The 24,283-nt window shown below is 46.5% G+C and carries 24 protein-coding genes and 2 pseudogenes; 16 read left to right on the top strand and 10 right to left on the bottom strand.

Translation table 11 applies throughout. The features are described from left to right. Window positions 1-6: 6 nt before the first annotated feature. Window positions 7-312, bottom strand: a complete 306-nt coding sequence (locus TZ48_RS12540; RefSeq protein WP_042470000.1) for a PTS sugar transporter subunit IIB — start codon at window positions 310-312, stop codon at window positions 7-9. Between the two features lie 365 nt (window positions 313-677). On the opposite strand from TZ48_RS12540, the gene TZ48_RS12535 reads away from it, so the two are divergent. Further along, a complete protein-coding gene (locus TZ48_RS12535) occupies window positions 678-2,000 on the top strand; it encodes a PTS sugar transporter subunit IIC (protein WP_162674569.1) in 1,323 nt (440 codons plus the stop codon). Between the two features lie 26 nt (window positions 2,001-2,026). On the opposite strand, the gene TZ48_RS12530 is transcribed toward TZ48_RS12535, so the two are convergent. After that, window positions 2,027-2,914 (bottom strand): DMT family transporter, encoded by an 888-nt coding sequence (locus TZ48_RS12530; protein ID WP_112479401.1) that lies wholly within the window; start codon window positions 2,912-2,914, stop codon window positions 2,027-2,029. A 29-nt stretch (window positions 2,915-2,943) separates the two neighbouring features. Continuing rightward, entirely contained in the window at window positions 2,944-3,561 is a 618-nt protein-coding gene (locus tag TZ48_RS12525; RefSeq protein ID WP_112479400.1) for a 3'-5' exonuclease, read from the bottom strand. A gap of 149 nt (window positions 3,562-3,710) precedes the next feature. Between TZ48_RS12525 and TZ48_RS12520 the strand changes: the two genes are divergently transcribed. Continuing rightward, on the top strand, window positions 3,711-4,100 hold the full coding sequence (locus tag TZ48_RS12520; RefSeq protein ID WP_162674568.1) for a hypothetical protein: 390 nt from the start codon (window positions 3,711-3,713) through the stop codon (window positions 4,098-4,100). A 21-nt stretch (window positions 4,101-4,121) separates the two neighbouring features. On the opposite strand, the gene TZ48_RS12515 is transcribed toward TZ48_RS12520, so the two are convergent. After that, the gene (locus TZ48_RS12515) at window positions 4,122-5,522 is read right to left on the bottom strand and encodes a glycoside hydrolase family 1 protein (RefSeq protein ID WP_112479398.1); all 1,401 of its coding nucleotides are present in this window, start codon (window positions 5,520-5,522) and stop codon (window positions 4,122-4,124) included. A gap of 265 nt (window positions 5,523-5,787) precedes the next feature. Between TZ48_RS12515 and TZ48_RS12510 the strand changes: the two genes are divergently transcribed. The 11 genes and pseudogenes from TZ48_RS12510 to TZ48_RS12475 all read left to right on the top strand — a co-directional run bounded on the left by TZ48_RS12510 (window position 5,788) and on the right by TZ48_RS12475 (window position 15,224). After that, window positions 5,788-6,504, top strand: coding sequence for a GntR family transcriptional regulator (locus TZ48_RS12510; protein ID WP_112479397.1), 717 nt, complete (start codon window positions 5,788-5,790; stop codon window positions 6,502-6,504). A 122-nt stretch (window positions 6,505-6,626) separates the two neighbouring features. Beyond that, on the top strand, window positions 6,627-7,424 hold the full coding sequence (locus TZ48_RS12505; RefSeq protein ID WP_239670832.1) for a sigma 54-interacting transcriptional regulator: 798 nt from the start codon (window positions 6,627-6,629) through the stop codon (window positions 7,422-7,424). Then, window positions 7,370-7,540 carry a helix-turn-helix domain-containing protein gene (locus tag TZ48_RS26345; protein WP_420822938.1) on the top strand — a complete coding sequence of 57 codons (171 nt, stop codon included), beginning with the start codon at window positions 7,370-7,372 and terminating at the stop codon, window positions 7,538-7,540. Before TZ48_RS12505 ends, TZ48_RS26345 begins: the two co-directional genes overlap by 55 nt. A gap of 190 nt (window positions 7,541-7,730) precedes the next feature. Then, the gene (locus TZ48_RS25065; protein WP_239670831.1) at window positions 7,731-7,985 is read left to right on the top strand and encodes a hypothetical protein; all 255 of its coding nucleotides are present in this window, start codon (window positions 7,731-7,733) and stop codon (window positions 7,983-7,985) included. 50 nt (window positions 7,986-8,035) lie between these two features. After that, the gene (locus tag TZ48_RS12500; RefSeq protein WP_239670830.1) at window positions 8,036-9,802 is read left to right on the top strand and encodes a hypothetical protein; all 1,767 of its coding nucleotides are present in this window, start codon (window positions 8,036-8,038) and stop codon (window positions 9,800-9,802) included. Between the two features lie 78 nt (window positions 9,803-9,880). Next, window positions 9,881-10,039 carry a hypothetical protein gene (locus TZ48_RS25060; RefSeq protein ID WP_239670829.1) on the top strand — a complete coding sequence of 53 codons (159 nt, stop codon included), beginning with the start codon at window positions 9,881-9,883 and terminating at the stop codon, window positions 10,037-10,039. A 151-nt stretch (window positions 10,040-10,190) separates the two neighbouring features. Then, window positions 10,191-11,725, top strand: a pseudogene (locus tag TZ48_RS25850) (glutamate synthase-related protein). A gap of 152 nt (window positions 11,726-11,877) precedes the next feature. Then, a pseudogene (locus tag TZ48_RS12490) lies at window positions 11,878-13,046 on the top strand (MerR family transcriptional regulator). A gap of 229 nt (window positions 13,047-13,275) precedes the next feature. Then, window positions 13,276-13,662 carry a lactoylglutathione lyase gene (gene gloA, locus TZ48_RS12485; RefSeq protein ID WP_112479396.1) on the top strand — a complete coding sequence of 129 codons (387 nt, stop codon included), beginning with the start codon at window positions 13,276-13,278 and terminating at the stop codon, window positions 13,660-13,662. 26 nt (window positions 13,663-13,688) lie between these two features. Beyond that, on the top strand, window positions 13,689-14,786 hold the full coding sequence (locus tag TZ48_RS12480; protein ID WP_112479395.1) for an alkene reductase: 1,098 nt from the start codon (window positions 13,689-13,691) through the stop codon (window positions 14,784-14,786). Window positions 14,787-14,948: 162 nt separating this feature from the next. Continuing rightward, window positions 14,949-15,224 (top strand): nitrogenase-stabilizing/protective protein NifW, encoded by a 276-nt coding sequence (locus TZ48_RS12475; RefSeq protein WP_042497281.1) that lies wholly within the window; start codon window positions 14,949-14,951, stop codon window positions 15,222-15,224. A gap of 196 nt (window positions 15,225-15,420) precedes the next feature. On the opposite strand, the gene TZ48_RS25045 is transcribed toward TZ48_RS12475, so the two are convergent. Next, window positions 15,421-15,624, bottom strand: coding sequence for a hypothetical protein (locus tag TZ48_RS25045; protein ID WP_239670827.1), 204 nt, complete (start codon window positions 15,622-15,624; stop codon window positions 15,421-15,423). A 110-nt stretch (window positions 15,625-15,734) separates the two neighbouring features. Beyond that, window positions 15,735-15,947, bottom strand: a complete 213-nt coding sequence (locus TZ48_RS25040) for a hypothetical protein (RefSeq protein ID WP_239670826.1) — start codon at window positions 15,945-15,947, stop codon at window positions 15,735-15,737. Between the two features lie 396 nt (window positions 15,948-16,343). Here TZ48_RS25040 and TZ48_RS12465 point away from each other — a divergent pair, with 396 nt between their 5' ends. Beyond that, window positions 16,344-16,835 carry a tetratricopeptide repeat protein gene (locus TZ48_RS12465; RefSeq protein ID WP_112479394.1) on the top strand — a complete coding sequence of 164 codons (492 nt, stop codon included), beginning with the start codon at window positions 16,344-16,346 and terminating at the stop codon, window positions 16,833-16,835. An 8-nt stretch (window positions 16,836-16,843) separates the two neighbouring features. Here TZ48_RS12465 and TZ48_RS12460 read toward each other — a convergent pair whose 3' ends face one another. Then, entirely contained in the window at window positions 16,844-17,860 is a 1,017-nt protein-coding gene (locus TZ48_RS12460) for a phytanoyl-CoA dioxygenase family protein (protein WP_112479393.1), read from the bottom strand. A 293-nt stretch (window positions 17,861-18,153) separates the two neighbouring features. Between TZ48_RS12460 and TZ48_RS12455 the strand changes: the two genes are divergently transcribed. Next, window positions 18,154-18,420, top strand: coding sequence for a hypothetical protein (locus tag TZ48_RS12455; protein ID WP_112479392.1), 267 nt, complete (start codon window positions 18,154-18,156; stop codon window positions 18,418-18,420). Window positions 18,421-18,431: 11 nt separating this feature from the next. Here the strand turns inward: TZ48_RS12455 and TZ48_RS12450 are convergent, their stop codons facing one another. Continuing rightward, window positions 18,432-19,772, bottom strand: a complete 1,341-nt coding sequence (locus tag TZ48_RS12450; RefSeq protein WP_112479391.1) for an MFS transporter — start codon at window positions 19,770-19,772, stop codon at window positions 18,432-18,434. Window positions 19,773-19,944: 172 nt separating this feature from the next. On the opposite strand from TZ48_RS12450, the gene TZ48_RS12445 reads away from it, so the two are divergent. Further along, a complete protein-coding gene (locus TZ48_RS12445; RefSeq protein ID WP_112479390.1) occupies window positions 19,945-20,838 on the top strand; it encodes a homocysteine S-methyltransferase family protein in 894 nt (297 codons plus the stop codon). 32 nt (window positions 20,839-20,870) lie between these two features. On the opposite strand, the gene TZ48_RS12440 is transcribed toward TZ48_RS12445, so the two are convergent. Then, window positions 20,871-23,714 (bottom strand): response regulator, encoded by a 2,844-nt coding sequence (locus TZ48_RS12440; RefSeq protein WP_162674567.1) that lies wholly within the window; start codon window positions 23,712-23,714, stop codon window positions 20,871-20,873. Between the two features lie 32 nt (window positions 23,715-23,746). Beyond that, window positions 23,747-24,283 (bottom strand): acyl-homoserine-lactone synthase (locus TZ48_RS24390; RefSeq protein WP_239670825.1); only part of this gene is annotated, 537 nt, incomplete at its 5' end.

Here is a 24,283-nt window from a genome sequence, read left to right as displayed (position 1 = left end):
AACAGGTTAGCCGATAAGTTCTAATGCAAAATCAAGCACTTTATCGCCTTTTTGCATGCCGTAATCCATCATGTTGATTGGCTCAACTTTGATGCCATGAGCATCTGCTTTCTTTTGGAAATCCGCTTGCATGTATTTCACTTGAGGACCAAGAAGAACAACTTCGTAGTTACCTACTTGAACGTCGAACTCACTTGCGCCAAATGCTTTGATTTCAGCCTCGATACCGCGTTCTTGCGCAGACGCTTCCATTTTCTTAACCAGTAGAGAGGTAGACATACCAGCAGAGCAGCAAAGCATAATTTTTTTCATTTTTTCTTCTCCAGAATCTTGAATGCCTAATCAATATGCCCTTAAGGAAATCATTTGGAAACCGGTTTCCAATTTATTTCCAGTTAAGTGTGAAAATGATCACTGGAAACCCGAGTTATGGCGAAAAATTCGTGACACAGTTAACGAATGATCTTGAGCCGGGAAACTAAGCGCTTCAAACGGCGCCAATGACCTTAAATTGAGTACTAGAAATGGCTCAGTGGTAGGGGAAGCGTGATCTAAAGTCGGAATTGAGCGAGTGATGAGGTAAAAAACGTGGTGGAGTCGGCAGATTTGGATAATCGGTTTCCGAGAGTCTGTGCATTCGGGTATTCTGACGCGGATCCATATAGCCGGTAGAGTAAATGAACCAATCCATGATGAGACTGTGTGCCAACCAGGTCGAGCAGTTCATGAATCCTGTAGCAAAATTGCTGATGCGCAGTCAGCACCTTATGGCTATGCGTGATGGTTTCCAGCTGGCAATGCCTTTCATTTTTGTCGGCTGTATGTTTGTCCCGATTATCTTTCCTCCGTTTACCGATTCTGAGTCTTGGGTGTCGATGGCTTGGATGGACTTATCTCTGGCGTTTAGACCCATCCTCTTGCCAACTTATCAACTGACACTTGGCGTCGTAGGGCTTATCGTTTCTTTTGGCGTGTCGGCCAGTCTCGCCAAGAGCTATCAATTGCCAGAGCGGCTGTCTGGACTGACAGGGTGTATGGCGTTTCTCATGCTGGCCGGCTTTTATATAGATGGGCAAGAAGATGCTCGCTACCTGGGTGGTGCGGGACTGTTTACAGCGCTTATTGCGAGTTTGTATTCAATAGAAGTCGTTAGGTTCTTTATCCGTATGGGCTGGTACATCAAGATGCCGGAAGATGTCCCTATTCTAACGATTCAAAGTTTTAAGCTCATCGTGCCGATCTTTGCCGTGATGATCAGCATTTCAACATTCAATGTTTTTCTTGATGCTGAGTTTGGTGTGCACTTTCCGCAATTGATAGAAGAGCTATTCCGTCCTTTAGTGCTAGCCTCAGATAGCCTCGCTGCGGTGTTAATTTCGATACTGATTTGTCAGCTTCTTTGGTTTATGGGCATTCATGGCGCGCTGATCATTACCGGAATTATGAACCCGTTCTGGATGTCTAACTTGCTTGAGAACCAAACGGCATTGGAAGCGGGCGGTCAGGTGCTCCCTCATATCTATCTGCCTGCTTTTTGGGACTTTTTTGTTTTGATCGGTGGCGTCGGTTCAACACTACCTTTGGTGTATCTTGCGATTAAAAGCCGTTCAAAACAGTTAAAGTCGGTGGGTAAGGTTGGCGCGATTCCGTCGATATTTAATATTAACGAGCCAATATTGTTTGGCTTCCCCATTATTATGAATCCGCTTTTCCTTGTGCCGTTTATTTTCGTCCCAATGCTCAACGCAACGATTGCTTGGTTCTTAACCTCGGCACAGATTTTGGATCGCGTGGTATTAATGATCCCATGGTCGGTGCCTGCCCCAGTCGGTGCGGCGTGGGCGGCCAATGGGAGTTACATGAACGCGTTGATGGTCGTGTTTGCTATGGTTAACGCTTACTTTATCTATCTGCCTTTCTTCAGAACTCATGAGAAAATTTTGGTTGAACAAGAAGAAGAGCGAGCAAAACGAATGCAGCAAGTGCAAGCAGCTCAGTAGCTGCGAGTACGTGCTGTCACTGAGTTTTACTTAGTAGCAACTCGCTTACCGAAGGTATTGACGAGAGCCCCTATCACAATGAGTGAGCCACCAATGTAGGTCCAAACAGTAGGGACTTCATTGAACAGCGCCAAACCTAACAAAATAGAGAACACAATCTGAACATAGGAGTAGGCCGACGCTTTGCCTGCTGCTTGGGTTTGCATGGCTTTGGTCAATCCTAGTTGACCTATTTGCGTGAAGACACCCACCAACACCAGCATCATGGTGAGGTACCAATCTGGCATCACGAAGTCGTCGCCAATTAACAGAATTGAGACTGGCAATGCGACCAATGGGAAGTAGAAAATGATCACTGAGCTGTCTTCAGTTTGGCTTAGCTTCCTAACGATAACGTAAGCGATAGAGCTGCCAAATGCGCCAAGTAGCGCAATACCCACACTAAATAACGGCAATGACTCTGCCGTATTACTGCCTAACGTTGGTCCCACCATAAACGTCAGGCCGAGAATACTCAGCACGATACAAATGATGGTCGACTTCTGAATGTTTTCTTTTAAAAACCAGAACGCAAGCAAGGCAGTGAAGATAGGGTGGATATACTGGAGTATTGTCGCTTCCGCCAGAGGCAGCGTTGTCACTGCATAGTACACGCAAATCAACGCCAATGAGCCGACGATGCCGCGTAATAGCAGCAGTGGTCTATTATGCCCCCACACTGAAATCCCTTTCCTTTTGACATCCAGATAGCTCAGCACCAGGGAAACCAATGCACGCGCTGCTACGATTTCAAATACGGGAATGCCATAAGTACTCACGTATTTCACACAAGCTGACATCAGCGCAAAGCCGAGTGCCGATAACACCATGTAGCGAACGCCGACAGGGACGATGGAGTCAATAGTTCTGGTCATAGTCGTCTCTTAACAAGGTTGAAGTCGCGCTATTTGTGTTTGGTTAAGAATTTTCCAACCGATGCTTTTGGCTGCTTGGCGAGTTTTTGCATTAGCTCAAAACTAGGCTGTGCAATAGCGTGTTTCTCGGTAAGCGAGTTGACGAGAAGTAGCCATAGTGACGCTGTCACCTCGGCGTCAGCTAACGCGCGGTGAAATACGCCATCGTTAGCAATATTATGGTACGCCACCAGGTCACCCAATTTGTGTGAATTGACCTCTTGGTTTAGTCGGCGAGAAACCAACAGTGAACAGGCAAACTCGCCACTATAACCTTTACCAATCAGATCCAGTTCTGCATCGAGAAAACGCTTATCGAAAGAAGCGTTGTGAGCCACTAGATTGGCATCGCCAATAAAATCGACGAACTCGCTCATCACTTCGTCACAGCCTGGTGCGCGGCTAAGCATATTGTTGGTAATACCTGTGTAGCCCTCGATGAAGCTGCTGACTCGAAAACCTGGATTCATCAATGATTGAAAGCGATCAACCACTTGGCCATTTTCCAGTTTCACGGCACCAATTTCGATAGCGCGATCGCCTTGGTTCGGTGATAAGCCCGTGGTCTCAAAGTCGAGTACGATGGCGGAAGTGGCGGGTGCGGTCATAGTAAAATCTCAGACAAAATAGGGGAGGCTGAGTCTAGCCTGAACGAGCGATGAAGGAAACCTTAGTTGTGCTGTTTTTGGTTACATAGTCGTAAGGCCTATTTGGAACTACACTCAATACGCTGTCACTAAAAGCGAGGTGACCTCCAGTGGATAGAACGAATATGGGCGTAAAAGGCATAGAAGTGGCGATGGTGTCTGTCTTTCTGTTCTTGTTTTTCAAGCTTTCACATATGGGGTGGACTACGTTAGTACTACTGAGCTATTTCTACGTTTGGGCACCTTTATTAGTTTTCCATTGTTATGCGCATCGAAGTGTTCGATACAATGTTGTTTCGCTAGATTCCCTGCTTGCGATTGCTTCAAACCTATTACTTGTTGTAGCGCCACTCGTGTTTCCGGATTCGGGGGAAAGAAAATCTCAAACGCTCCTGCAATTGTGGGGCATACCTGTACAATCGGAGACGTGGGTGCCTGTTACCATGTTCTTTATTGCCGTCGCGATGGACTATTGGCTCCATAAAAAGGCCCAGCGTTAGCTAGGCCTAAAGAGTTACTGATTAATCAAGTCGTTCACCGTTACTTTCGATGACTCTTTGATACCAATAGAAGCTGTCTTTTTTGTAACGTTTTAGCTCTTTTTCGCTCTCTTCATCACGATCCACGTAAACAAAGCCGTAGCGCTTCGCATAACCATTTAGCCAGCTAAATAGATCTTGATAAGACCAAGTGCAGTAGCCAATGACTTCACAGCCATCTTCGATAGCATCGTTAATCGCTTCAACGTGTGCTTTTAAGAATGCGATACGATAGTCGTCGTGCACACGACCGTCTTCCGTGAGCGTGTCGTACGCGCCCAATCCGTTTTCACTGATAAGGATCGGCAAGTTATAGCGAGACGTGATCCGGCGCAGGGCGACACGCAGACCTTCAGGATCGATAGCCCAGTTCCAATCCGTCATTTTTAGGTGTTCGTTGTCAGCGCGAACATAGTAATCATCGGTAGGGATGCGAGCGACATCGGAAACCACAGACACTTGCGCAGCATTACCGGTTTGTGCTGTCTCTTGGCGGTTTTCTGGTGCGACAAAAGTAGCAGATTGATAGTAGTTCAGACCCATGAAATCGCAGATACCTGCTTTAAGTAGCTCTTTATCACCTTCTTGGAAGTCGATGTGGATACCAAGACGCTCGAGCAGTTTTAAGCCAATCTTTGGGTAAGCGCCTTTTGCGTAGACATCCATCCAAAGTAGATCTTGTATTTCTTGTGCGTTTTCAGCAGCAATCACGTCTTCTGGAGAGGCTGTTTTTGCGTAAGTTGGGCTGTAGGCAAAGCTAGCACCAATTTGACCTTTGATGCCCATCTCTTTGAATCGCTTCACAGCATTGGCATTCGCGAGGCTTGCGATGTGGTTAGCATTGATAAAGCGTTGGTAATCAGACACTTTTGGTGGATGGATCTTTTGTACGTACCCTAGACTTGTGAAAATATTCTGCTCATTCATGCAAACCCAGTACGGCACCTTGTCACCATACTCGTTGAACAGGACTTCGCAATAACGCGTAAAGTCCGTCAGGATTTCACGACTTTCCCAGCCTTGATATTCATCTTGCAGCGCTTGTGGAAGATCCCAATGGTAGATAGTTAGGATCGGTGTGATACCGCATTCGATCAGCTTATTGATAACGTTGTGGTAGAACTCTACGCCTTTCGGGTTGACCGTGCGGCCATCTGGCATAATGCGCGTCCAAGCTACAGAGAAGCGATAGGCTTTTAGTCCCATCTCTCGCATCAGTTCGATGTCTTCTTCATATTTATGGTAGAAGTCGATCGCCACTTCACCGGTTGTATCTTTAAACGTGTTACCTGGAACGCGTGAGTATACATCCCAAATCGAATCACCTTTTCCGTCTAGATTTGCTGCCCCTTCGATTTGATAGCTGCTGATGCGCTGCCCCATAAGAAGTTCTCTTGAAATGCCATAGCTACTCCGATTAACCCTTTCATGTATTTGTTTTCTGTCATCGATAATATTAAAACCATATGGTTTTGTAATCTTTATGGTTTAAAAATTAGATCTTGATCGCCGTATATTTTTATTTGTTGACATTTTAGACATTTAAACCATAGGTTTATGTTGAAATGCTTGAGTCTAACGTTGATAGCAAGTAGTCTCGGCGTTAGTTTAAGTGTGCATCAAGCACTAGAGAAAGTGAGTCGGTGAAATGGTCAAATATCAGGGCATTTATAGTGAAATGAAGCAGCGTATTTTATCGGGATACTACAGTGCGTCCGATAAGCTCCCTGATGGTAAGGCGCTAGCTCGAGAGTTTGAGTGCAGTGAGATAACGCTTAAGAAGGCGCTAGACTTTCTTGTCAAAGAAGGGTTGGTGGTACGCAAACGTGGCTCAGGTTCGTTTGTAAAGCAGCGTTCGAGTGCAGTGTCTCAATCTCACCTACTTGGAACTAAAAAGCGAGCTGAGGATCGCGGGCAAACCGTTAATACTCGAGTTGTTACGTTTAAGTTACTGGAAGCGACAGAAGACATCGCGGTGAAACTAAAATGTGCGGTCGGCGATGAGGTCTACAGCATCACTCGAGTTCGTATTTTAGACGGCGTGCCAACGATTATTGAGTACATCTACTTATCTAAGGCTACGGTTTCTAATTTGTCTATCGAACATGTTAAATCGTCGATTTATGGCTACCTGAGCGAGCAGCTCAATCAAACCGTTCACAGCGCGAATCTCAAGATTACGGTAGGGCACGCAACATCGACCGAGGGAGAGTATCTAGGCATACCAACGGGTGAGCATTTGGTCTGTGTGGCACAAAATGCGTACCTGGATAATGGTCAACTGTTTGAGTATTCAGTGGCAAAGCATCTGTGTGAGTCGTTTGAGTTCTCAACAACGTACGTGAAAAGCGAGACTCAGCTGTAACAACAACGACTTAATTATTCTCGGCTGGAGTGTCTTATAAATGAGACGCTTTCACCCCTCTTCATTTGATGATGACAGCTAGACTATTAGGAGTAGTCGTTAAGTTTAGTGAGGAGGATTCTTTGACTGGCTTAAGTGGGGTCAGCAAAGCCATTGATATTACTAATAAACGGATTTCTCTATATGCAGCCAGTGACAGTGAAATACTGATTCAGGGAGAGACTGGTGTAGGTAAAAGTCGCTGTGCTAAGCTCATTCATCAATTATCTCAGCGCTCCAAAGGTCCTTTCGTCGAAATCAACTGCGGTTCAATCCCTCGTTCGTTAATTGAATCTGAGCTGTTTGGGCACGAAAAAGGAGCCTTCACTGGCGCTGTCAAACATCATATCGGTTTCATTAAGAGAGCGAACAAAGGGACGCTATTTCTCGATGAAATTGGCGATATGCCGTTAGAAGTTCAAGGGCACTTACTTCACTTTCTGGAATCGAAAGAGGTACATAGCCTTGGTGCTGACTGCAGTGACATTGTCGATTGCCGTGTCATTGCTGCGACCAACGATTCACTCGATGATTTAATGAAGAAAGGGGATTTTAGACCGGATTTGTTTTATCGCCTAAATGTCCTTCCGCTGTCGATACCTTCTTTGAGGGAGCGGGCGAGTGATATTGAAGTGCTCGCCAACTCCTTTCTCAAACAAGAGTTACTCACATCTGAACGTGCACCACTCACCCTATCTGCTGCCAGCATTACTGTCTTAAAGCATCACCCGTGGCCGGGTAACATTAGAGAGCTGAAGAATGTTATCAAAAGAGCGGTTGTGCTAGCCCAGGCAGTGTCATTGAGCCGGAAGCACTCGGTATTGATATGGTGTGTGACTTTCGAAGTGTTGACCACAACCAACTCGCATCCAAACACATAGAGAAGGTGATAAGGGATCACAAGTACAATATGACCGCCGCCGCAAGGTATCTCAATATCTCCCGTCCAACGCTGTATCGATTAATCAAGAAGCATAAGCTAGAGCTGGATAGCTAGATATTCCAGCTGGCCTTCGTAATTCGTTACAGGTTGTAACGCCCCCTGTAAAACCAAATTACCCAACTATCAAAATGTTAGCGTTCTGCACTGTTCGCTGAGTCTTTCATAGTCAATAAAATCATGACCTTAATCACGGAATAGGATTTGCAGTTGTTACAGTTCAATCAGAACTCGTAAGGAGTAAGGAATGAACTCTCAGCGAACTACAACTCATACTCAGCGCCTGTGTTTCTCGGCAGTGTTAGCGTCTTCGCTTGCTTTGTCAGGACATGCGTTTGCCAAACTAGATGGTGCCATTTTCACGACCACTCCCGGAGGAGAAATCGTTAATGAGAATGTGCGTTATGAATCGAAACTGGAAGTGTTTTTAGATGGTGGTCCTGGTCCAAACGCCCCGGCAGTGCCGCTGCGCTTCCGGCGGGTTATTATTATTTTCAGGTAACCAATCCTTCTGGCAAGTGTTTACTCTCTAGCATTGAACCTGATACCGGTGTGAATGGCGGTACCTGCTATGAAGCCGTAAAAGGAAAAGGTGGACCCAAAAACGCCGAAACTTTTGCAGCAGAACCACTTGAATGTCGTCTGTTCTACTTCGATGGTGAAGATGGTATTACACTCACTAATCCGACTTACACCGTTACCCAAAAAGTCAAAGGGCAATGGGTTGAACAAGAGATACCTTGTTCACATGTCTTAGGCAGTGAGTACATCGCTGAGAATGGCGGAGAGCTGGCAGAAGGCGATACCATTCAGCTATACCCATTTGCCAATACCCCCAATGCTGGTGGCGTTTACAAAGCTTGGGCGTCTACCTACGACAGCGTCTACGATGCGTGTAATGGCAATGTAGACAACGGTGCAACAGGCGAGAACTGTAGTGGGGTGTTTGGATTTGTTCCTCGGTTTTCTAAAACGGATAACTTTAAGGTTCGCCTTGGTGACCGAGATGTGCCTGTTACCTACGATATTGCTTTGCGCTCCTTCCATGATAAGAACTTAAATTGCCAATACGATCCGGATTACACCAATCCTGCAAACGGCGACGAGCTTATCGAAAACTGGGACTTTGGTGTGACTGACCCGTTTGCAAGCCGAAGTATTTTCCGCACCACGGGCTCAGAAGCGTTGCCAATTACGTTTAGCGTATTGGAGCAGGAAATGCTGGCTTGGTCGGTGGATCACTTTATGTGGTTTGCGAGCGTGAACGGCGTCGCTCCTCTCAATGCCAACTTTACCCATTTTACGACCTTTGCAGAGCTGCGTAACTTCGCTGCGCGCCATAATGATGGGGCATTGCGATTAGGGTTTATGTCGCCACTTGCGTGTGACCAAGGTGAGGGTGCCGCTGTGATCAGTCGAGATTCTGGAGAGCAAACCGATGATGGCTTTACTCCAACAGACTTTGCCGATCCCGCTCAGGGCAAAAAAGGCGAAGATCCAGATCCTGTGCTTGTCGTCGCGTTTGGTAGTATCGGTATTGCGGATATCAGCGTGTGTAAAGTGTTTGACCGCAATAAAAATGGCATGAAAGACGATGGCGAAGGGTATATTCTCAACTGGCCAGTGAAGCTGATGGTGCCTTTAAGTGTGCCATTGCCAGATGATATCAATCCGCAAGCGACTCCAGATCTCTGGACTGAGCTTGTCGCCATCTTTGGTAACGATATTAGTGGCATGTACAATCGAGTAATCAGCAAAAGTACAGGCGATAATGGGTGTGCAGTCTTTAGAGCTTTGGTTCCTAATATTCGAGGTGATTTCGCCCCTTACGAAGTCAGTGAGAGCTTGAGTCAAGCTCCAGGGTGGGGTAATACCACGGCCGACAAAGTCGAATTTGACGTTCAATCTGTACTTACTTACGTCAACGGCTTACCTGTTATTGATGGTGAAGTGGTTAATCGTACCGACGGCAACACAGGCGATACCTTCGTCTTCCATAACAGCTGCGATGTCCTTGTTAACTTCGATACCAAAGGGTATTGGCACAACAAGAATGGGCTTTCTGAGCTAGACGAGTCCGATCGGACATACGTGAACAGCCTTGCACCATACAGTTCACCATCGGCCTACTTTGGCGCCGGCGACGAGCCGTTTGATGGAATGTTCCAAGGCGGTGCACCCGTTGCCGCAGCTTTAGTGGCGATAGCCAGATATGGGAAGCGGGGACCTGGCAGTCTGAGGTCTCACAGTTCCTTGTTGACAGTAATGGCAATGCAGAAGAAAACATGCATAAAGAGCAGCTCGCTCAGCAACTGTTAGCGTTTATCTTCAACACACGGCATCGCCTGGAATGGATGGATTATCTGGAGCAGCTCGATAGAGGTTAATGGTACTTGGATGACGATAGATGAGGTTATTACATTGGCGGTCAACACATGGTCGTCAAACGATGTCTCAGCCATCATCTCACTAGCTGCGACCATTGATGGCTTCAACAACAATGATGCGCTGCCAGTAGCGCCTCAAAGTTACACTGATTGTCTTGCTCCTTTCTAAGGTTTGTAAGTCGCTCATGAATAAGCCAACTCAAGTAGTTGGCTTTTTTACGACCACAACATCAAGGTATGACAGCGTGCGCTTGCGATTAAAATCTGGAGATGTTCTACGCTTTACAGTGCGATAACTATAATCCGATCAAGGAAGCACTATGAGTAAACCAATCATTGCCAATAATATCCCGGTCAAAGTTGAGCTGACGAAAGATCAAGATTACTACTTCTGCACATGCGGCCGTTCTAAAAACCAACCTTATTGCGATGGCTCTCATGCGGGTACGGAGTTTAAGCCGAAAAGCTTTAAAACCGACTCAACCGGTGACGCGTATCTTTGTCGATGCAAGCATTCCGCTAATCTTCCCTATTGCGATGGAACGCATAAAAACTTTTCAGATGACATGATAGGCAAAGAGGGACCGGGTATTTCAAGTGCTGCTGATGCCGCCCCGGTTGCAACTCAAACCAAAGAAGAGCCCACCGTTGAGTTTATTCATCAGCTCGCTCGCGAGGGACTCTCAAAGCTTGGGCATCACGGACCTATGACCTCGATGGGCGTGCCACGCCATCTATTGCCCCATTGATGATCTTCAAATCATGGTAGCTCAAATGGCGACAAAACCTTTGTTAGAAGATGCGGTGGTGGGTACAGAACTTGTCATTGGACCGCAAGCCAAAAAGCCGCTTAAGCTCAATATTCCCTTATTCGTATCTGATATGAGCTTTGGCGCTTTATCAGAAGAGGCGAAAATCTCTCTAGCAATGGGGCTGAGCTCGCGGGGACGGGCATTTGTTCGGGGAGGGAGGTATGCTTCCTGAGGAACAAGCCGCGAACTCGCGCTATTTTTACGAGTTAGCCAGTGCGGGATTTGGTTACGATGAAGACAAGCTCAAGTCAGTGCAGGCTTTTCATTTCAAAGGCGGGCAGGGTGCTAAAACTGGCACTGGCGGCCACCTACCAGGTAGCAAGAATATTGGGAAGATCTCACAAGTTCGTGGTATTCCCGAAGGAGAACCCGCTATTTCTCCGCCGACATTTAAAGATCTCAATAGCGCTGAAGATTTCAAAGCATTCGCAGACCGCGTAAGAGAGGTAACAGGGGGTATACCTATCGGTTTTAAATTAAGTGCTAACCATATTGAAGAGGACATTCAGTTCGCTCTTGATGCCAGCGCAGATTACATCATTCTTGATGGGCGAGGTGGCGGTACCGGTGCTGCACCAGAAATGTTTCGCGATCACATCAGTGTGCCAACCATTCCAGCACTCGCGAGAGCGCGGCGATATCTCGATGAGCAAGGAATGAGTGGCAAAGTGACGCTCATCATAACGGGTGGTCTCCGCGTGCCCATGGACTTTGTGAAAGCGATGGCGCTGGGCGCTGATGGGGTCGCAATATCAAATAGTGCCATGCAATCAATAGGTTGTGTGGCGGCGAGAATGTGCAATACCAACAACTGTCCGGCGGGGATTGCCACTCAAAAAGCGGATTTGCGCCAAAGATTGAATGTGGGCAAAGCCTCACACCAACTTAAGAACTTTTTTGAAGCCTCGGTTTCGCTCATGCAAGTGATGGCAAGAGCATGTGGCCATCATGAATTGAGTCAGTTTAACCGCAACGACTTAGCCACTTGGGATCGTGATATGGCTCATTTGTCTGGCGTGAAGTACTCGGGATATGAACGTTAACGTCTGACACCCATTGAATCGCTGAGTTGCAGCTTAAATTTAATAGTTGGAACACCGCGGCTATTTTGTCGCGGTTTTTTGTATTTTCTCGTTGACCTGTCTATAGCTTTATAGTTTAAAGTTCATAACCATCAATCACCGAGGGCGATAGTGTGTATCGAATATCTGAGCTGGCAGCCGAGGTGGGCTTGTCGCGAACAGCGTTGCTGTATTACGAAAAACAGCAGCTTATTTGTGGCACAAGGCTAGCGAATGGCTACCGAGTCTATAGTGACAAAGATTTACAACGAGTCCGATTGATACAGCAACTGCAAGCGGGAGGATTGACGCTAAAAGAGTGCAAAGCGTGTTTAGAAGCCAAAGTCGACAGGACGCTGCTGCAAAGCCGCTTGCATACGCTTGAGCAAGAGATTGAGCATAAGCAGAAGTCACGTGATTTATTGGCGGCAATGCTGGGTGAGGGAGATCTGAAAGCGTGGCACGAAGGATTGGATAAGCTCGCTCCTGATGCTCATTTAGATTGGTTGATTAAGCAGGGCTTTAGTGAGAAAGAAGCGCTGCGTTTGAAATGGTTATCAAAAGATATGAACGAACATGACATTTATATGGCCGACTTTATGAAGGTCTTTGAAACGCTCGAACGCTGGGGGCCAGGCAGTGACCAAGATACACGAAAAGCATTGAACGCTGTTCCAACATCGCCTAAACAGCTTCTTGAAGTCGGTTGCGGGAAGGGGTTAGCAACCAAAGTGCTCGCTGAAAATAGCGATGCGCATATCACTGCAATCGATAATGAACAGTCAGCGCTAGACCGACTTACTGAGCGCTTTGAAGCACTGGGTTTAGCTGATAGGCTTGATACTGTCTCTGCAAGCATGAAAGAACTTCCTTTTGAACCTCAAAGCTTCGATCTCATCTGGGCGGAAGGCAGCGCTACATAATGGGTGTAGAAAAAGCGATATCACAATGGAAGCCGTTGCTGGCCGAGCACGGATATATCATGTTGAGCGACATGGTTTGGAAGACATCAACGCCAAGCGAAGCGTCTGTGAGCTTTTGGAATCAAGAGTACCCGGATATCCAACAGGTTGAGACACGTCTTGAGCAGATGAAAAAATCGGGTTATCTGGTTGTCGAACATTTTCCGATGAGCAGTGAGGCATGGGCGAACTACTATGAACCGCTTGCTGAGCGGGTTACAGAGCTTGAACCAGAAATGTCTGAAAAGGCTGCATGGAAAGACATCAAACGAGAGGTAGATATCTGCACACTTTTTGCCGAAGAGTTTGGTTATCACATGTTTATCCTCCAAAAGCAGTAAACGTAAGATGCTGACGAATTAGAGAGCCCACTTAACAGTGGGCTTTTTCATAGAGCTCACACGTCTTTGCTGAATCATTCCAAAAAATTATCTAAATCATAATATCTGATAATTTCACGTACTTTCTCTTTTGTCGTAATCTAGCGCCAATTGGAAATCACCATTTCGCTTATGTCGTCGACTTACCCATGTTAGTGAGTGTCCGCATAAGATTCAGGCGAGGGTAAATATGAAAGTTTTGCACACAATGATTCGCGTAGTGGACCTAGATAAGTCCATTAAATTCTATTCAGAAGTTCTTGGTATGAAGGTGTTAGACCGTTTCGAGAACGAAGAATATCGCTATTCACTCGTTTTTGTTGGCTACGAAGGTCAAGATGCAGGCTCTACCATCGAGCTGACTTATAACTGGGACACAGATCAGTACGACCAAGGCAATGCCTGGGGACATATAGCGATCGGTTGTGACGACATTTATGCAGCATGTGAGCGCATTGAACAGCTTGGTGGCAACATCACTCGTGCAGCGGGGCCAATGAAAGGCGGCGAAACTCACATCGCGTTTGTGAAAGATCCTGATGGTTACTCTATTGAGCTAATTCAATCGAGCAAATAATAGAGAACAGATATAGGCAAATGATTATGACAGATTCAATGTTTCAACCCATTCAACTTGGTTCGCTTACTCTAAAAAACCGTATTGTGATGCCACCGATGACTCGCTCTCGTGCATCGCAGCCAGGCAACGTAGCTAACGACATGATGGCGCAGTACTACGCACAGCGTGCTCAAGCGGGTTTAATTGTTGCTGAAGGCACGCAGATTTCTCCAATGGGTCAAGGTTATGCTTGGACACCAGGTATCTACTCACAAGAGCAAATTGCGGGCTGGAAAAAAGTAACGGACGCAGTGCACGCTAAAGAAGGCGCAATTTTCGCACAGCTATGGCATGTAGGCCGTGTTACTCACCCAGATAACATCGGTGGTGAACAGCCAATTTCATCGTCTGCACTTAAAGCAGAAAATGTGAAAGTGTTTGTTGACAATGGCAGCAATGAGCCAGGTTTTGTTGACGTTGTTGAGCCACGCGCAATGACCAAACAAGATATTGAAGAAGTGATTGGTCAGTACCGTCAAGCGGCTTTAAACGCTGTTGAAGCGGGCTTTGATGGAATCGAACTGCACGGTGCAAACGGCTACCTCATTAACCAGTTTATCGACTCAGAAGCGAACAACCGTGATGATGAGTATGGTGGTTCAATCGAAAACCGTCTTCGCTTCCTAGATGAGGTAGTTGCGGCCGTTGTTGACGCAATTGGTGCGGACAAAGTGGGTGTGCGTCTAGCCCCATTTACTTCACTTAACGGCACAGTTGATAAAACGCCAGTAGAGACGTACACGGCAGCTGCACGCGTACTGGACAAACACAATGTGGTTTACATGCATATTGCTGAAGTGGATTGGGATGATGCGCCAGACACACCTGCTGAGTTTAAAACAGCAGTGCGTGAAGCTTACCAAGGCACCATTATTTATGCTGGTCGCTACAACCAAGAAAAAGCTGAGCAAGCGATCCTTGGCGGTCTTGCAGACATGGTAGGCTTCGGTCGTCCATTTATCGCAAACCCAGATCTGCCGAGTCGTATTCAGCACGGTTACCCGCTAGCACCGCACAACCCAGAGACTCTGTTCGGTGGTAACGAGGTTGGTCTTTTAGACTACCCAGAATACCAAGCGTAATTGACGGTTTAGTGCTTCAACTTGAGCACGATAATCAAATAACGTAACAAGATTAGGCTCGAGGCGAGGGGGCTTCCTATTTATGGGAATGACGTCTCGGGCTTCCTCTTTCTTGTTATCTCTAATACACTCTTCGTACCTTCACTTCTCTTTTCGGCTGCAATGAGCTTTACCGATATCCAAGACAAACTGGCCACTTTCACTGCTCTTGAGCAGGTCTTCGACTATTTTGAAGTCGACTATGACCGCAAGTTTCTCGATGAATATCGTCTGCCACTTCTCAAGCGTTTTAATGGCTATCTGTTAATGCAAAAGCCAGAAGATTGGTTCGCGGCGAGGCGAGTTCTGCGTAATGCGTATTGCAAAATCCAGCGAGGCCGTCTCGATCCCGCAACCCGTTCGGCATGCCGGGGATGTACATCTTGTATTAGACGCTAACAAAGGCCGTAAACAAAAAAGCGCACAACCTAGTAGCTATGAACCTATGTTTCATATAGTGCTTTGTTTACTTAGCAGTTTCGCGGCTTTGATGTGATGAAGGGGCTAAGTTGGCAAACGTATTCGCGGGACGAGATCGACGTTTTAGCATAAAGGCTGGATGCCAAGCGAGCAATGCTCGCTTGGCGCTAGAGATCTATTGGCATTGGTTAAGACTGACAGCAATTGGGTTCGCTTTTTCGTCAAATTTCACTGACCAAACGTATTTGCCAGCGGCTTCAATGGTTGATTTAGTGTCTTTCCCGTAGCCACCCCATTTCAATACTTTGGTTTCGCCAACGTTGAGAACTCGACCCTCTGCGGTGAACTGCGGTTTCCAGTCTGATGCAGCGTACTGCATTGAGTATTTACCCGGTTGCTCCTCGACAACCGCTTGATATAGACCATCGCCTTTGTGTTCAAATGCGCGAGCATCGACATGCTTCCAGTTAGCGCCAGGGAACGTACCAACTACATAGAGTTTTTACTTACAGGGCCTGCGTCTGAAACCGTTGGATTGTCACAAGCGGCCATCATAGCTGTGTCAACGCCTGCGGGCGCAGCCGCTACCGCTGTGGTTGCTGCGGCAGTCTCTTCCGATGAAGAGGTTGCTGGGTCTGACGCACAGCCAAACATAAGTGCACTCATCACTGCCATAGACAGAGCAGATTTTATTGATGTCATGGGTTGTCCTTTTTTATTTTTGGTTAGGGCATCACCAATCTAATGTGCGAAACATCTGTGCAGCTCATCCTTCTGATTGAGGAGTAGAGGAGGAGACGAAGGGATGAGAGTGATAGGTCACAAAGTGTGCAACTGTCTTGAGGTGGATTTACATAGCTTTCAGAATGATAGGTTTAAAGTCATTGCTTCCCCTAGCTCTGGTAACATTTTATTTTCTTCAAAAGGAGTTTCTTGGATATACAAACTGTTTGCGTCAGATTGATAACAAGATCGGTTTTGGTGCATGCCAAGCAAAGAGGGGCTTGCTGACCCTACAACAATGACAATGCGGCAAGGGTGAACAGAATAGCGTTTGTTGCGTAGATAACAGAGCAAGTGACTGAAAAGGAGAACATCATGCGACTGCTCATTATACTATTTGTCTTCGCTTTATCTTCGTTTGGAGCTTGGTCGGCGGGCTCAGGTTCTAGTTATAACTCTTTGAACAAAGCCGAGCGCACCTACAATCAAGGCGTGGAACTCATGAAAGACAAACAGTTTCTCGACGCTGAGAAAAAGTTTCGAGCCGCCCTCAAACGAGACAAAAACTGGGCGCAAGCTCATAACAATCTAGCCTACACACTACGTAAACAGGGCGCTGATCATTACAACACAGCGCTGTTTCATTACAACAAAGCGATTTCTATCGCGCCGTCGCTCCCAGAGCCATACATGTACCGTGGTGTACTCCATGTGCAAATGGGAAATGCAGCACTCGCCAATGACGATCTTGCCAAGCTGCGTGCACTCAAATCGCCATTGGCTGATGAACTTGAGTTCGTGATTGAAAACGGCAAAGAGAAAGCGCCAGAGCAATTTTTTGGCGTCTCTGAGAAAGTAAAAGGTTAGCCTGCGAATCAAGCAAGATGCCTTCGCCCAGGGTACATGTTGATGTATTGAACGATCCTCGGACGCACCCCCAAATTGGGGCGGCTGCCGTGAGGGAGATGATGATGCCAGATAATCATATCTCCAGCGTTGGCACCAATTGGAATTGAGCCTAAAGCGTGTAGATCTTGTTGGTTAGGATCGGCACCTGTGGGCAAGCTGGGTAACCAGCGTGACAGTTGATGATGAAACCCCGGAACCAGGGTTAGGGCGCCTTGTTCTGGCGGGGTATCGGTGAGGTAAAGTATTCCCTGCGTTGCAAAATCCAGTGGCCTTCTAAAATCGACATCCCAGTGTAGGTCTGGGCCTGGAAACGGGTGATTTTCTCGCTGTGGTGCGTGGAAGCCACATCGATCTGCGGTGACCCAAAGTGCGGGTGTTTCCCAAAGCTGAGAAAAGGCTTTATGAATTCGCAAAGAACGGCGATTGGCCTCTAGCGCTTCGTTTTGTATCAGCTCTACCATGATCCCAGATTCTTTCTTTTGATACCAAGAATTGAGATCATCAGGCTTAGCGCCAACTGTTTCATAAATCACCTTCTCAGCCCTTTGGCAGGCATTCAAATCTATAGCGTTTCTGACAATCACGTAGCCATTTCTCTGCCAAAACGCGAGATCTTGCTGCGACAATACAGCTGGAGCCTCTTCAATCGCATTTAGCCTATCTAGGGTCTCTTTGCTGTAATCTGAGCCTGTAATATCGGCGTTAAGTCGCTCAACGCGAGTTTGGCTTGGTTCACCAGATGTTGCGACAACCCACTCTTCAAAGTCATCGAGTGAGGGCTTTTGCGCGTATAGAAATTGATAAGCTTGATTTAGCCCAATGCCAAGCGCGTCCAAGACCAGTCGGTTAAGGTGCGCATCCTGAGGTAAAGGCTGGGTTTGTCGGTTCCCGTTTGCGTGAGTTGATGACCACAGTCGCTTTAGGTGATAGATACCCATTGGGGAAAGTTCGTGTGTTGAGGCGATGGCAAAGGGTGATTCCATAGGTTATTAACAACGCGTTCAGAAGCTATTTGATGTCTATTCTAGGCGGTATTGTCATGCTTACCTCGTAGGCTAACGATAACCTAAGATTCGTCACAAAATATATGAATGATAGATGGCGAATTTCACACTTGCTGTGTAAATTTCGCCAAGTCAGAGAGAGTGTCAGAAATGTTAACACTTTAAGTCGTTGATTTTTAATTAACTAAAAGTTGGCACTACATGTGCAAAAGGGAATGGGTAAGTAAAGTAGTCTGCACGTTTATTATTAACCAATCCCAAAGGGGCATATCATGAAAAGCATACTCGTATCTACTCTTGGTGTTATCGCTATCACGTCTTCGGCTTTTGCCGCCGCTAACACGCTTGATAAACAGGAATGGAGCGAGGATTTGCGTCATGATATGACAGCAATGAAGCATGAGGCAGTCGCTGAGATTTCACAACTGAATCTAGCAGAGATAGAAGCGCGCGACGAGCGAATTGTGAAGCGCATCAAGGCTGAACAATCTCAGTTGGTCAATAGTCATTGCCAAGGTGACGATGCCCCAAAGTCGTAACCGCTCCTAAATTATGATGGGTCGAACACAGGACGCTTTTTGTTGCGGAAGTAAAAGAAGGTGCTGAGCCCGATAAACAACGCGGCGAAGTAATAGAAAAAAGAGGACAGTGACGCTAAAAAGTCGAGGTGTTGCGCTACTTCTTGTTCGCTATAACGCTGAGAAACCATTTTGTAGTAATACGCATAGAGGACACCAATCATGCCGTACCCAAGGTTGAACATTAAGCCTTTGAAGCTGAGTACGGTGGCTCTATTGTGTGACTCGGTCTTTCTGTTGAGGTGATAGCTAATGAAGATGTTCACCGTCATGGTAATGAACACCAATAACAGAGCGGGAATCACGCCATAAATTGGCCAGCCACGGCTTATCCAGAAATAGGTTGCCATGGCGGCAAGTCCCATTAACGCAATGAAAGACCTTGGCTCCATGCGCTCGGCCAGTCTGCGGCTTTGTCCTGCTAATAAGATTTGGAATACGCTCACGCCAGCGCCAATAAAACCGATATAGATGATCGGGATCTCTATGGCGCGGTAGTACTGACTGTTCATGGTCAAAAACATGCGTGAGGTGTGCTCAAACAAACTGTAATAGAGCAAGATGAACATCACGGTTGGCGTCGCTATTACCCACTTAGCCGTATCCATAGTGAGCCTTAAGCTCGCCATCGTCGAAGCCACTTTTCCATCGGCATGTGGCACGGCTTCCCGCTCTTCCTGCATGCTGGTGGCGGCATAGATGGCAACGAGCGCCACCAGTAAGGTCGCGTAGACTGGAATACGCATGATGTCTTGCGTGCTTTCTGGTCTAGCTAGTCCAAACCATTCCGCGATATTACCCATCACGTTAACATCGTACAAGGCAGCGCCCACTAAGGTAACAACGATGCCAACACTGGATGCGATGCGCAGCTGTATTTGCAGAACCTGCGGCCATATTTCTTCCTTGCCCTGTTCTTTTAGTGTGTCGTAGGCGAGCGCTTCATCGGCGCCGCTGGCGAGCGACATCGCCAACCCACTTAACACCCGATTGACCAAAAAGACCGCGAAGACCAAGTTAGCGTTCCCTGTGGGAACAAAGGCAATCATGGCGATCTCGACAAACATGACGATAGATGACAGCACCACCAGTTTTTTGCGACCTAACGTATCTGCGAATGCACCGGAAGGGACTTCAGAAATAACGATGGTCGCCGCCCAAACCACATTAAGCATGGCAAATTGAGACAGGGTCAGACCGTAGTCCAGATAGAGAAGAGTGAAAACGGGGTAGTAGAAGCGTGCAAAATAGCTGCTACGAAACATTAAAAAGTAGCGAACGTTTTCAATCTGGAGTATTTCTTTGACTGTCATTGAGTCTTCCGCTGTGACGTTGGTATCTGAATGCAATATGGATAGAGTGTGCTTTGGTCGATCAACGTATTATTCATTGAATTTGGACAACATTTCTTTACCCCATTCATGTCTTGCTTAATTGTGGTTTAATAGCGTCTCTTAGTCACGCTTTTAACAGCAGTAGGTAGATATTAAAGCAGTTACTATTTTAGATGGTGGTATGGGGCGAGAGCTAGAGCGCATCGGTGCGCCATTTTCTCAGCCTTTGTGGAGTGCTCAAGCGCTGATTGAATCGCCACAATTGGTTAAACAGGCGCATCACGCTTTTATCGATGCGGGCTCCGAGATCATTACCGTGAATAGCTACGCGTGCGTGCCATTTCACCTAGGCGATGAGGGATATGCGGAGCAAGGTGCAGCGCTTGCCAGTAAAGCCGCAAAATTGGCTCGTGAGGCGGTGTCTGAATCGACGCATAACGTGCGTGTCGCAGGGTCGCTGCCGCCAGTATTTGGCTCCTATCGACCAGAGCTGTTTCAATATGAGCGAGCGAAAGCGATCACTGTCGAGTTGATGCAAGCGCAAGATGAAAATGTCGATTTGTGGCTCGCTGAAACCGTTGCCAGTGTTGCCGAAGCGAATATGTATCTAGAGCTGTTTAACACCACTCGAAAACCCGCCTACCTTTGCTTTACGTTACAAGATGAGATTGACCAACCCGCATTGCTTCGCTCCGGAGAGACAGTGGAAGAGGCCGTCGAGCAATTATTAGCGGCTGGTGGTAAAGGACTATTCTTCAACTGCTCGATTCCAGAAGTGATTGCACAAGCGATTGAAGTCGTCAATAGCGTCACCAAGCGAGAGAATAAGAGCTTGGAAATTGGTGTGTTTGCTAACAGCTTTACGCCTATTAAATCGGGGCATCAAGCTAACGAAGCGATTCAAACGGTTCGTCATTTTTCTCCAGAAGAGTATCTTGATTTTGCCAAACATTGGCATGAATTAGGCGCGACCATTATTGGTGGTTGCTGCGGTATTGAACCGCGGCATATCGCGCTGTTATCTACTTGGAAGCAGGAAAGCTAGATGAGGTGAGAGTGATATAGACTCTTACCAAATTACGCTTCTAGCTGTTTTACCTTATTTGATGTGGTGCTGTTGCCATTGCACCACTTTTGTAGCATGTCTACGAGCTTAGCTTTATCCGCAGGTTTATGGATGTAGTCATCCATAAGAGTAGCAATGGACTCGCGAGCATCCGGTCCGCATTCGCCAGATAGTGACACGATAGGCGTTGATGTCGTGAGTTTTCGAATTTCTTCACATGCTTCAAAACCATTCATGTTGGGCATGCGGATGTCCATGAAAATAAGGTCGAACTTTGTTCGTTTTGCCTTTTCAATGGCTTCAATGCCGGACGCCGCTTGCTCAACTTTAACACCTTCTGTCACCAAATAGCTTTGCACCAGAAGGCGATTGACGTGGGTGTCATCGACAACCAACACTTTTTTACCCACCAGGGATTCTTTTTTCTTCAACGCGCCCGCTTGTTCGGCTTTAACGAAAGTGCTCCAAAAACTGTACTTGCTGAATGTCAGCAAGGTTGCTTGAAAGGCATCAACATAGCTCAATTCTTCTTCCGTACGAGTGGTACAGAAAAGTGTCGGGATAGTGCCGTGCTGATTGGCAACATGGATAGCATTTGCAGCTTCACTGGCAGCGGAAGGCTCGAGGTCGGCAACCAGAACAAAATCAACGTCAGTATCCGCCAAGTAGTCCAGTGCTTGTTGCTTCGCAGTCACATAGTGAACCACAATCGAGAACTCGTCATTGAGGCATTGTCTTAGCCAAGCCTGTGAGGTGTGTGGGGCGATCACTAACGCATTTTTGTTCGCTAAAATCGGTTTTAGTTGCGTGTGCAGTTTGACTTCGTATGCGGATTCATCGATAACAGGAAAAGTGAGCTCAAACGTCGTGTATTTGCCGAGCTGCGAATGACAATGTATATCACCACCAAAGGCGGCCATTACTCGCTTACAATACGAAAGTCCAAGCCCGGTGCCGGTTGCTTTGCCTATCGTGAATAGGTCATCGAAGATTTGATCCAGATGAGTCTCTGCGATACCTGGGCCAAAATCGGTAAATGTCAGCGTATTGATGTTCTCGTGTCGCTGAAAACCGATGTCTATTTTGCTCTTTGGATATTGCTCAAAATAGTAAGTCGCATTTTTTAGTAGGTTATAAATAACAAAGCTAAATAAGGTGTCGTCTCCCCAGAATGCGAAGTCTTCAATAGTCACATTTACCCGTTGACGATCCTCTGGTTTATTGAAGCTGAAGTCATTGATCGCAGCTAACGTTAACTCACCAGCAGAGTGGGGTGAGAAGCGATCGGTTTTGAGTGATTCACCTCTTAACTCTGACAACATAGCGTCGATAAATCGAGTGCCAGATTGAACGGCACGCTTACTCTCATGCAGCGCTTGGTGTAGTTGTTTGATTTCTTCTGAGTTCTGATTGCCCAAATCTGTTGGATCATTCCCCAAGACTTTGGTGTCAATCTGCTCGAACTGATATTTGAGTTTGCTAAACGGGTTACGTATTTCGTGGGCGATAGAGCCTGCTAGAATTTGGCTTTTTCGTACTTTATCTTCGGCAACGATCCAGCGGCTAGCCTCTTTGAACAGCAAGCCTAGGCCTACCACTTGATCCGCTGTGATGAGCGGATGCTGGTCGGATTGGTTAGCAAGGTACAAGTGGGATATTCGCTTTCTATTATCGAAAATAGGCACGATCAGTGACACTTTGTTGGCGACCATATAGTCGATGATGTCGCCCATGCTCTCTTTCGCGTCAATATGATGATTGAGGATATAGATCAGCTCATCTTTCACGAGAACGCGCTCGCCTTTTTGCAGAAACTCCAGCACCTGGGCATCCTTATCGGCAATGGTTTGGCGCAGATAACCGTTAGAGACGCCTAATATGTGATTGAGTCGTTCTATCGCCTCTTTACATGAAAACCGAAATTCTGACTCTAGACTGCAGATTTGGTCGATGCTGTTTCCGGCGCTTCCATACAGCAATCGATTGAAGAACCAATAGACCTTTTTGAGCGACTTTTGATAGAAAAGGCCAGTGATCACAATCCAACCAAGTAACGCCATGTTTTGATAACTACCAATGGATGCGAGAAATACAGCGGGAACGATGAACAGAGCGATATTAGCCAGTGAACTAATGCCGACCAGAGTAATATACCGGCCACTGTAAAAGCGGTTAAATAGCAGGGCATAGCCGATTATCATTAGCTCAAGTACCGATAGCGTGGGCGCTACCCATACCAGTGAAAAGTCATTTAAGAAATACGGAATGACAATCATCACAACCAAGGTGGATGCCATAAAGACAATCACACCAGCCATCATATAGCCGGACTTGAGTTGTGTCAGTCTGAGGTCACTTTTCCATGCGCGAACAAAGTTAAGAAATGTCAGTGCGATGATAAACGGAGCAGTGAGGAAGAATATTTTGTTGTACTCTCCAAAGCGAATTAAAAATTTCCCCGATGAATACACTTCAACATCGATGACCGTCATGTCAGGAATTAAGTTAACGACCAGAGAGTGAATTGATAATCCTATTAATATAATGGACTGTAATCTTGAGATATTTTTATTTTTAGCTTTGGAGATGAGCTTACAAGAGAACCAATATGCCGACAAAATGGCAAGGGCACAGAAAATATTTGCCCCGATGGCCATTGCTAGCGCGATATCAGGATCATAATAAGTGATTAAATCCGATTGGAAATAAGCATTGGTGTAAATCCAACATGCGATGAAAAATGCATAAAGACAGTAAGGAAGGTAGATCGATTGATCTACCTTAAACTGGTTCTTCACCATCTTGTATGACATGTAAATCGCCCAAACCAATACACCAGTACCGATCAAAAACATGATAAGTCCTGGTGTATCAGAGCAAGCTAATTTTAGAATTTCAGGCATGATGCAAAATGAGTCGTGCTCTTCTTCCTTGCTGACAACACCTGCTTATAGTACTGCTTATAGTTGCATTCTCCAATAGCTTTAACCATTGGATCGCTCAAAATTAATCCTTTATATGTGTATGGTTTTGTCGGGGTTATTTGCTGATACGTCATCGGAACGTAACAATCTGGAGCATCACTATATAAGTTGACTGACTGGAAGAAGTACAACAGAGCAGGCTGCTCTGTGATGACATAGACACCCTTCATGCCTACTTGTTTCATGAACAGAGCGATGTGTTTGATAGATAGATATAGAATCGTGTTCAAACGACTTGTGGAACCACTTACAGCCATCCTGATTAGCTCACAGCAATCATCACCAAGCGCTAAGCTTTGTGAAAACGACTGATCGAGCTGTTGCGGTGTTGACAGTTCGAGGCGATTAGACAATGAGCCATCAAACATTCCTGAAGCCTCTAACGTCCTGATGTTGCGGTCACTCAATGAAACCCTCCAACTGTCCGATTGGAAAAAGGG

This window comes from Vibrio variabilis, assembly GCF_003263785.1.
In the GTDB taxonomy this organism is placed as follows: domain Bacteria; phylum Pseudomonadota; class Gammaproteobacteria; order Enterobacterales; family Vibrionaceae; genus Vibrio; species Vibrio variabilis.
Note: the sequence above shows the minus strand (reverse complement) of the source record. Positions and strands in the feature narration are given on the sequence as shown.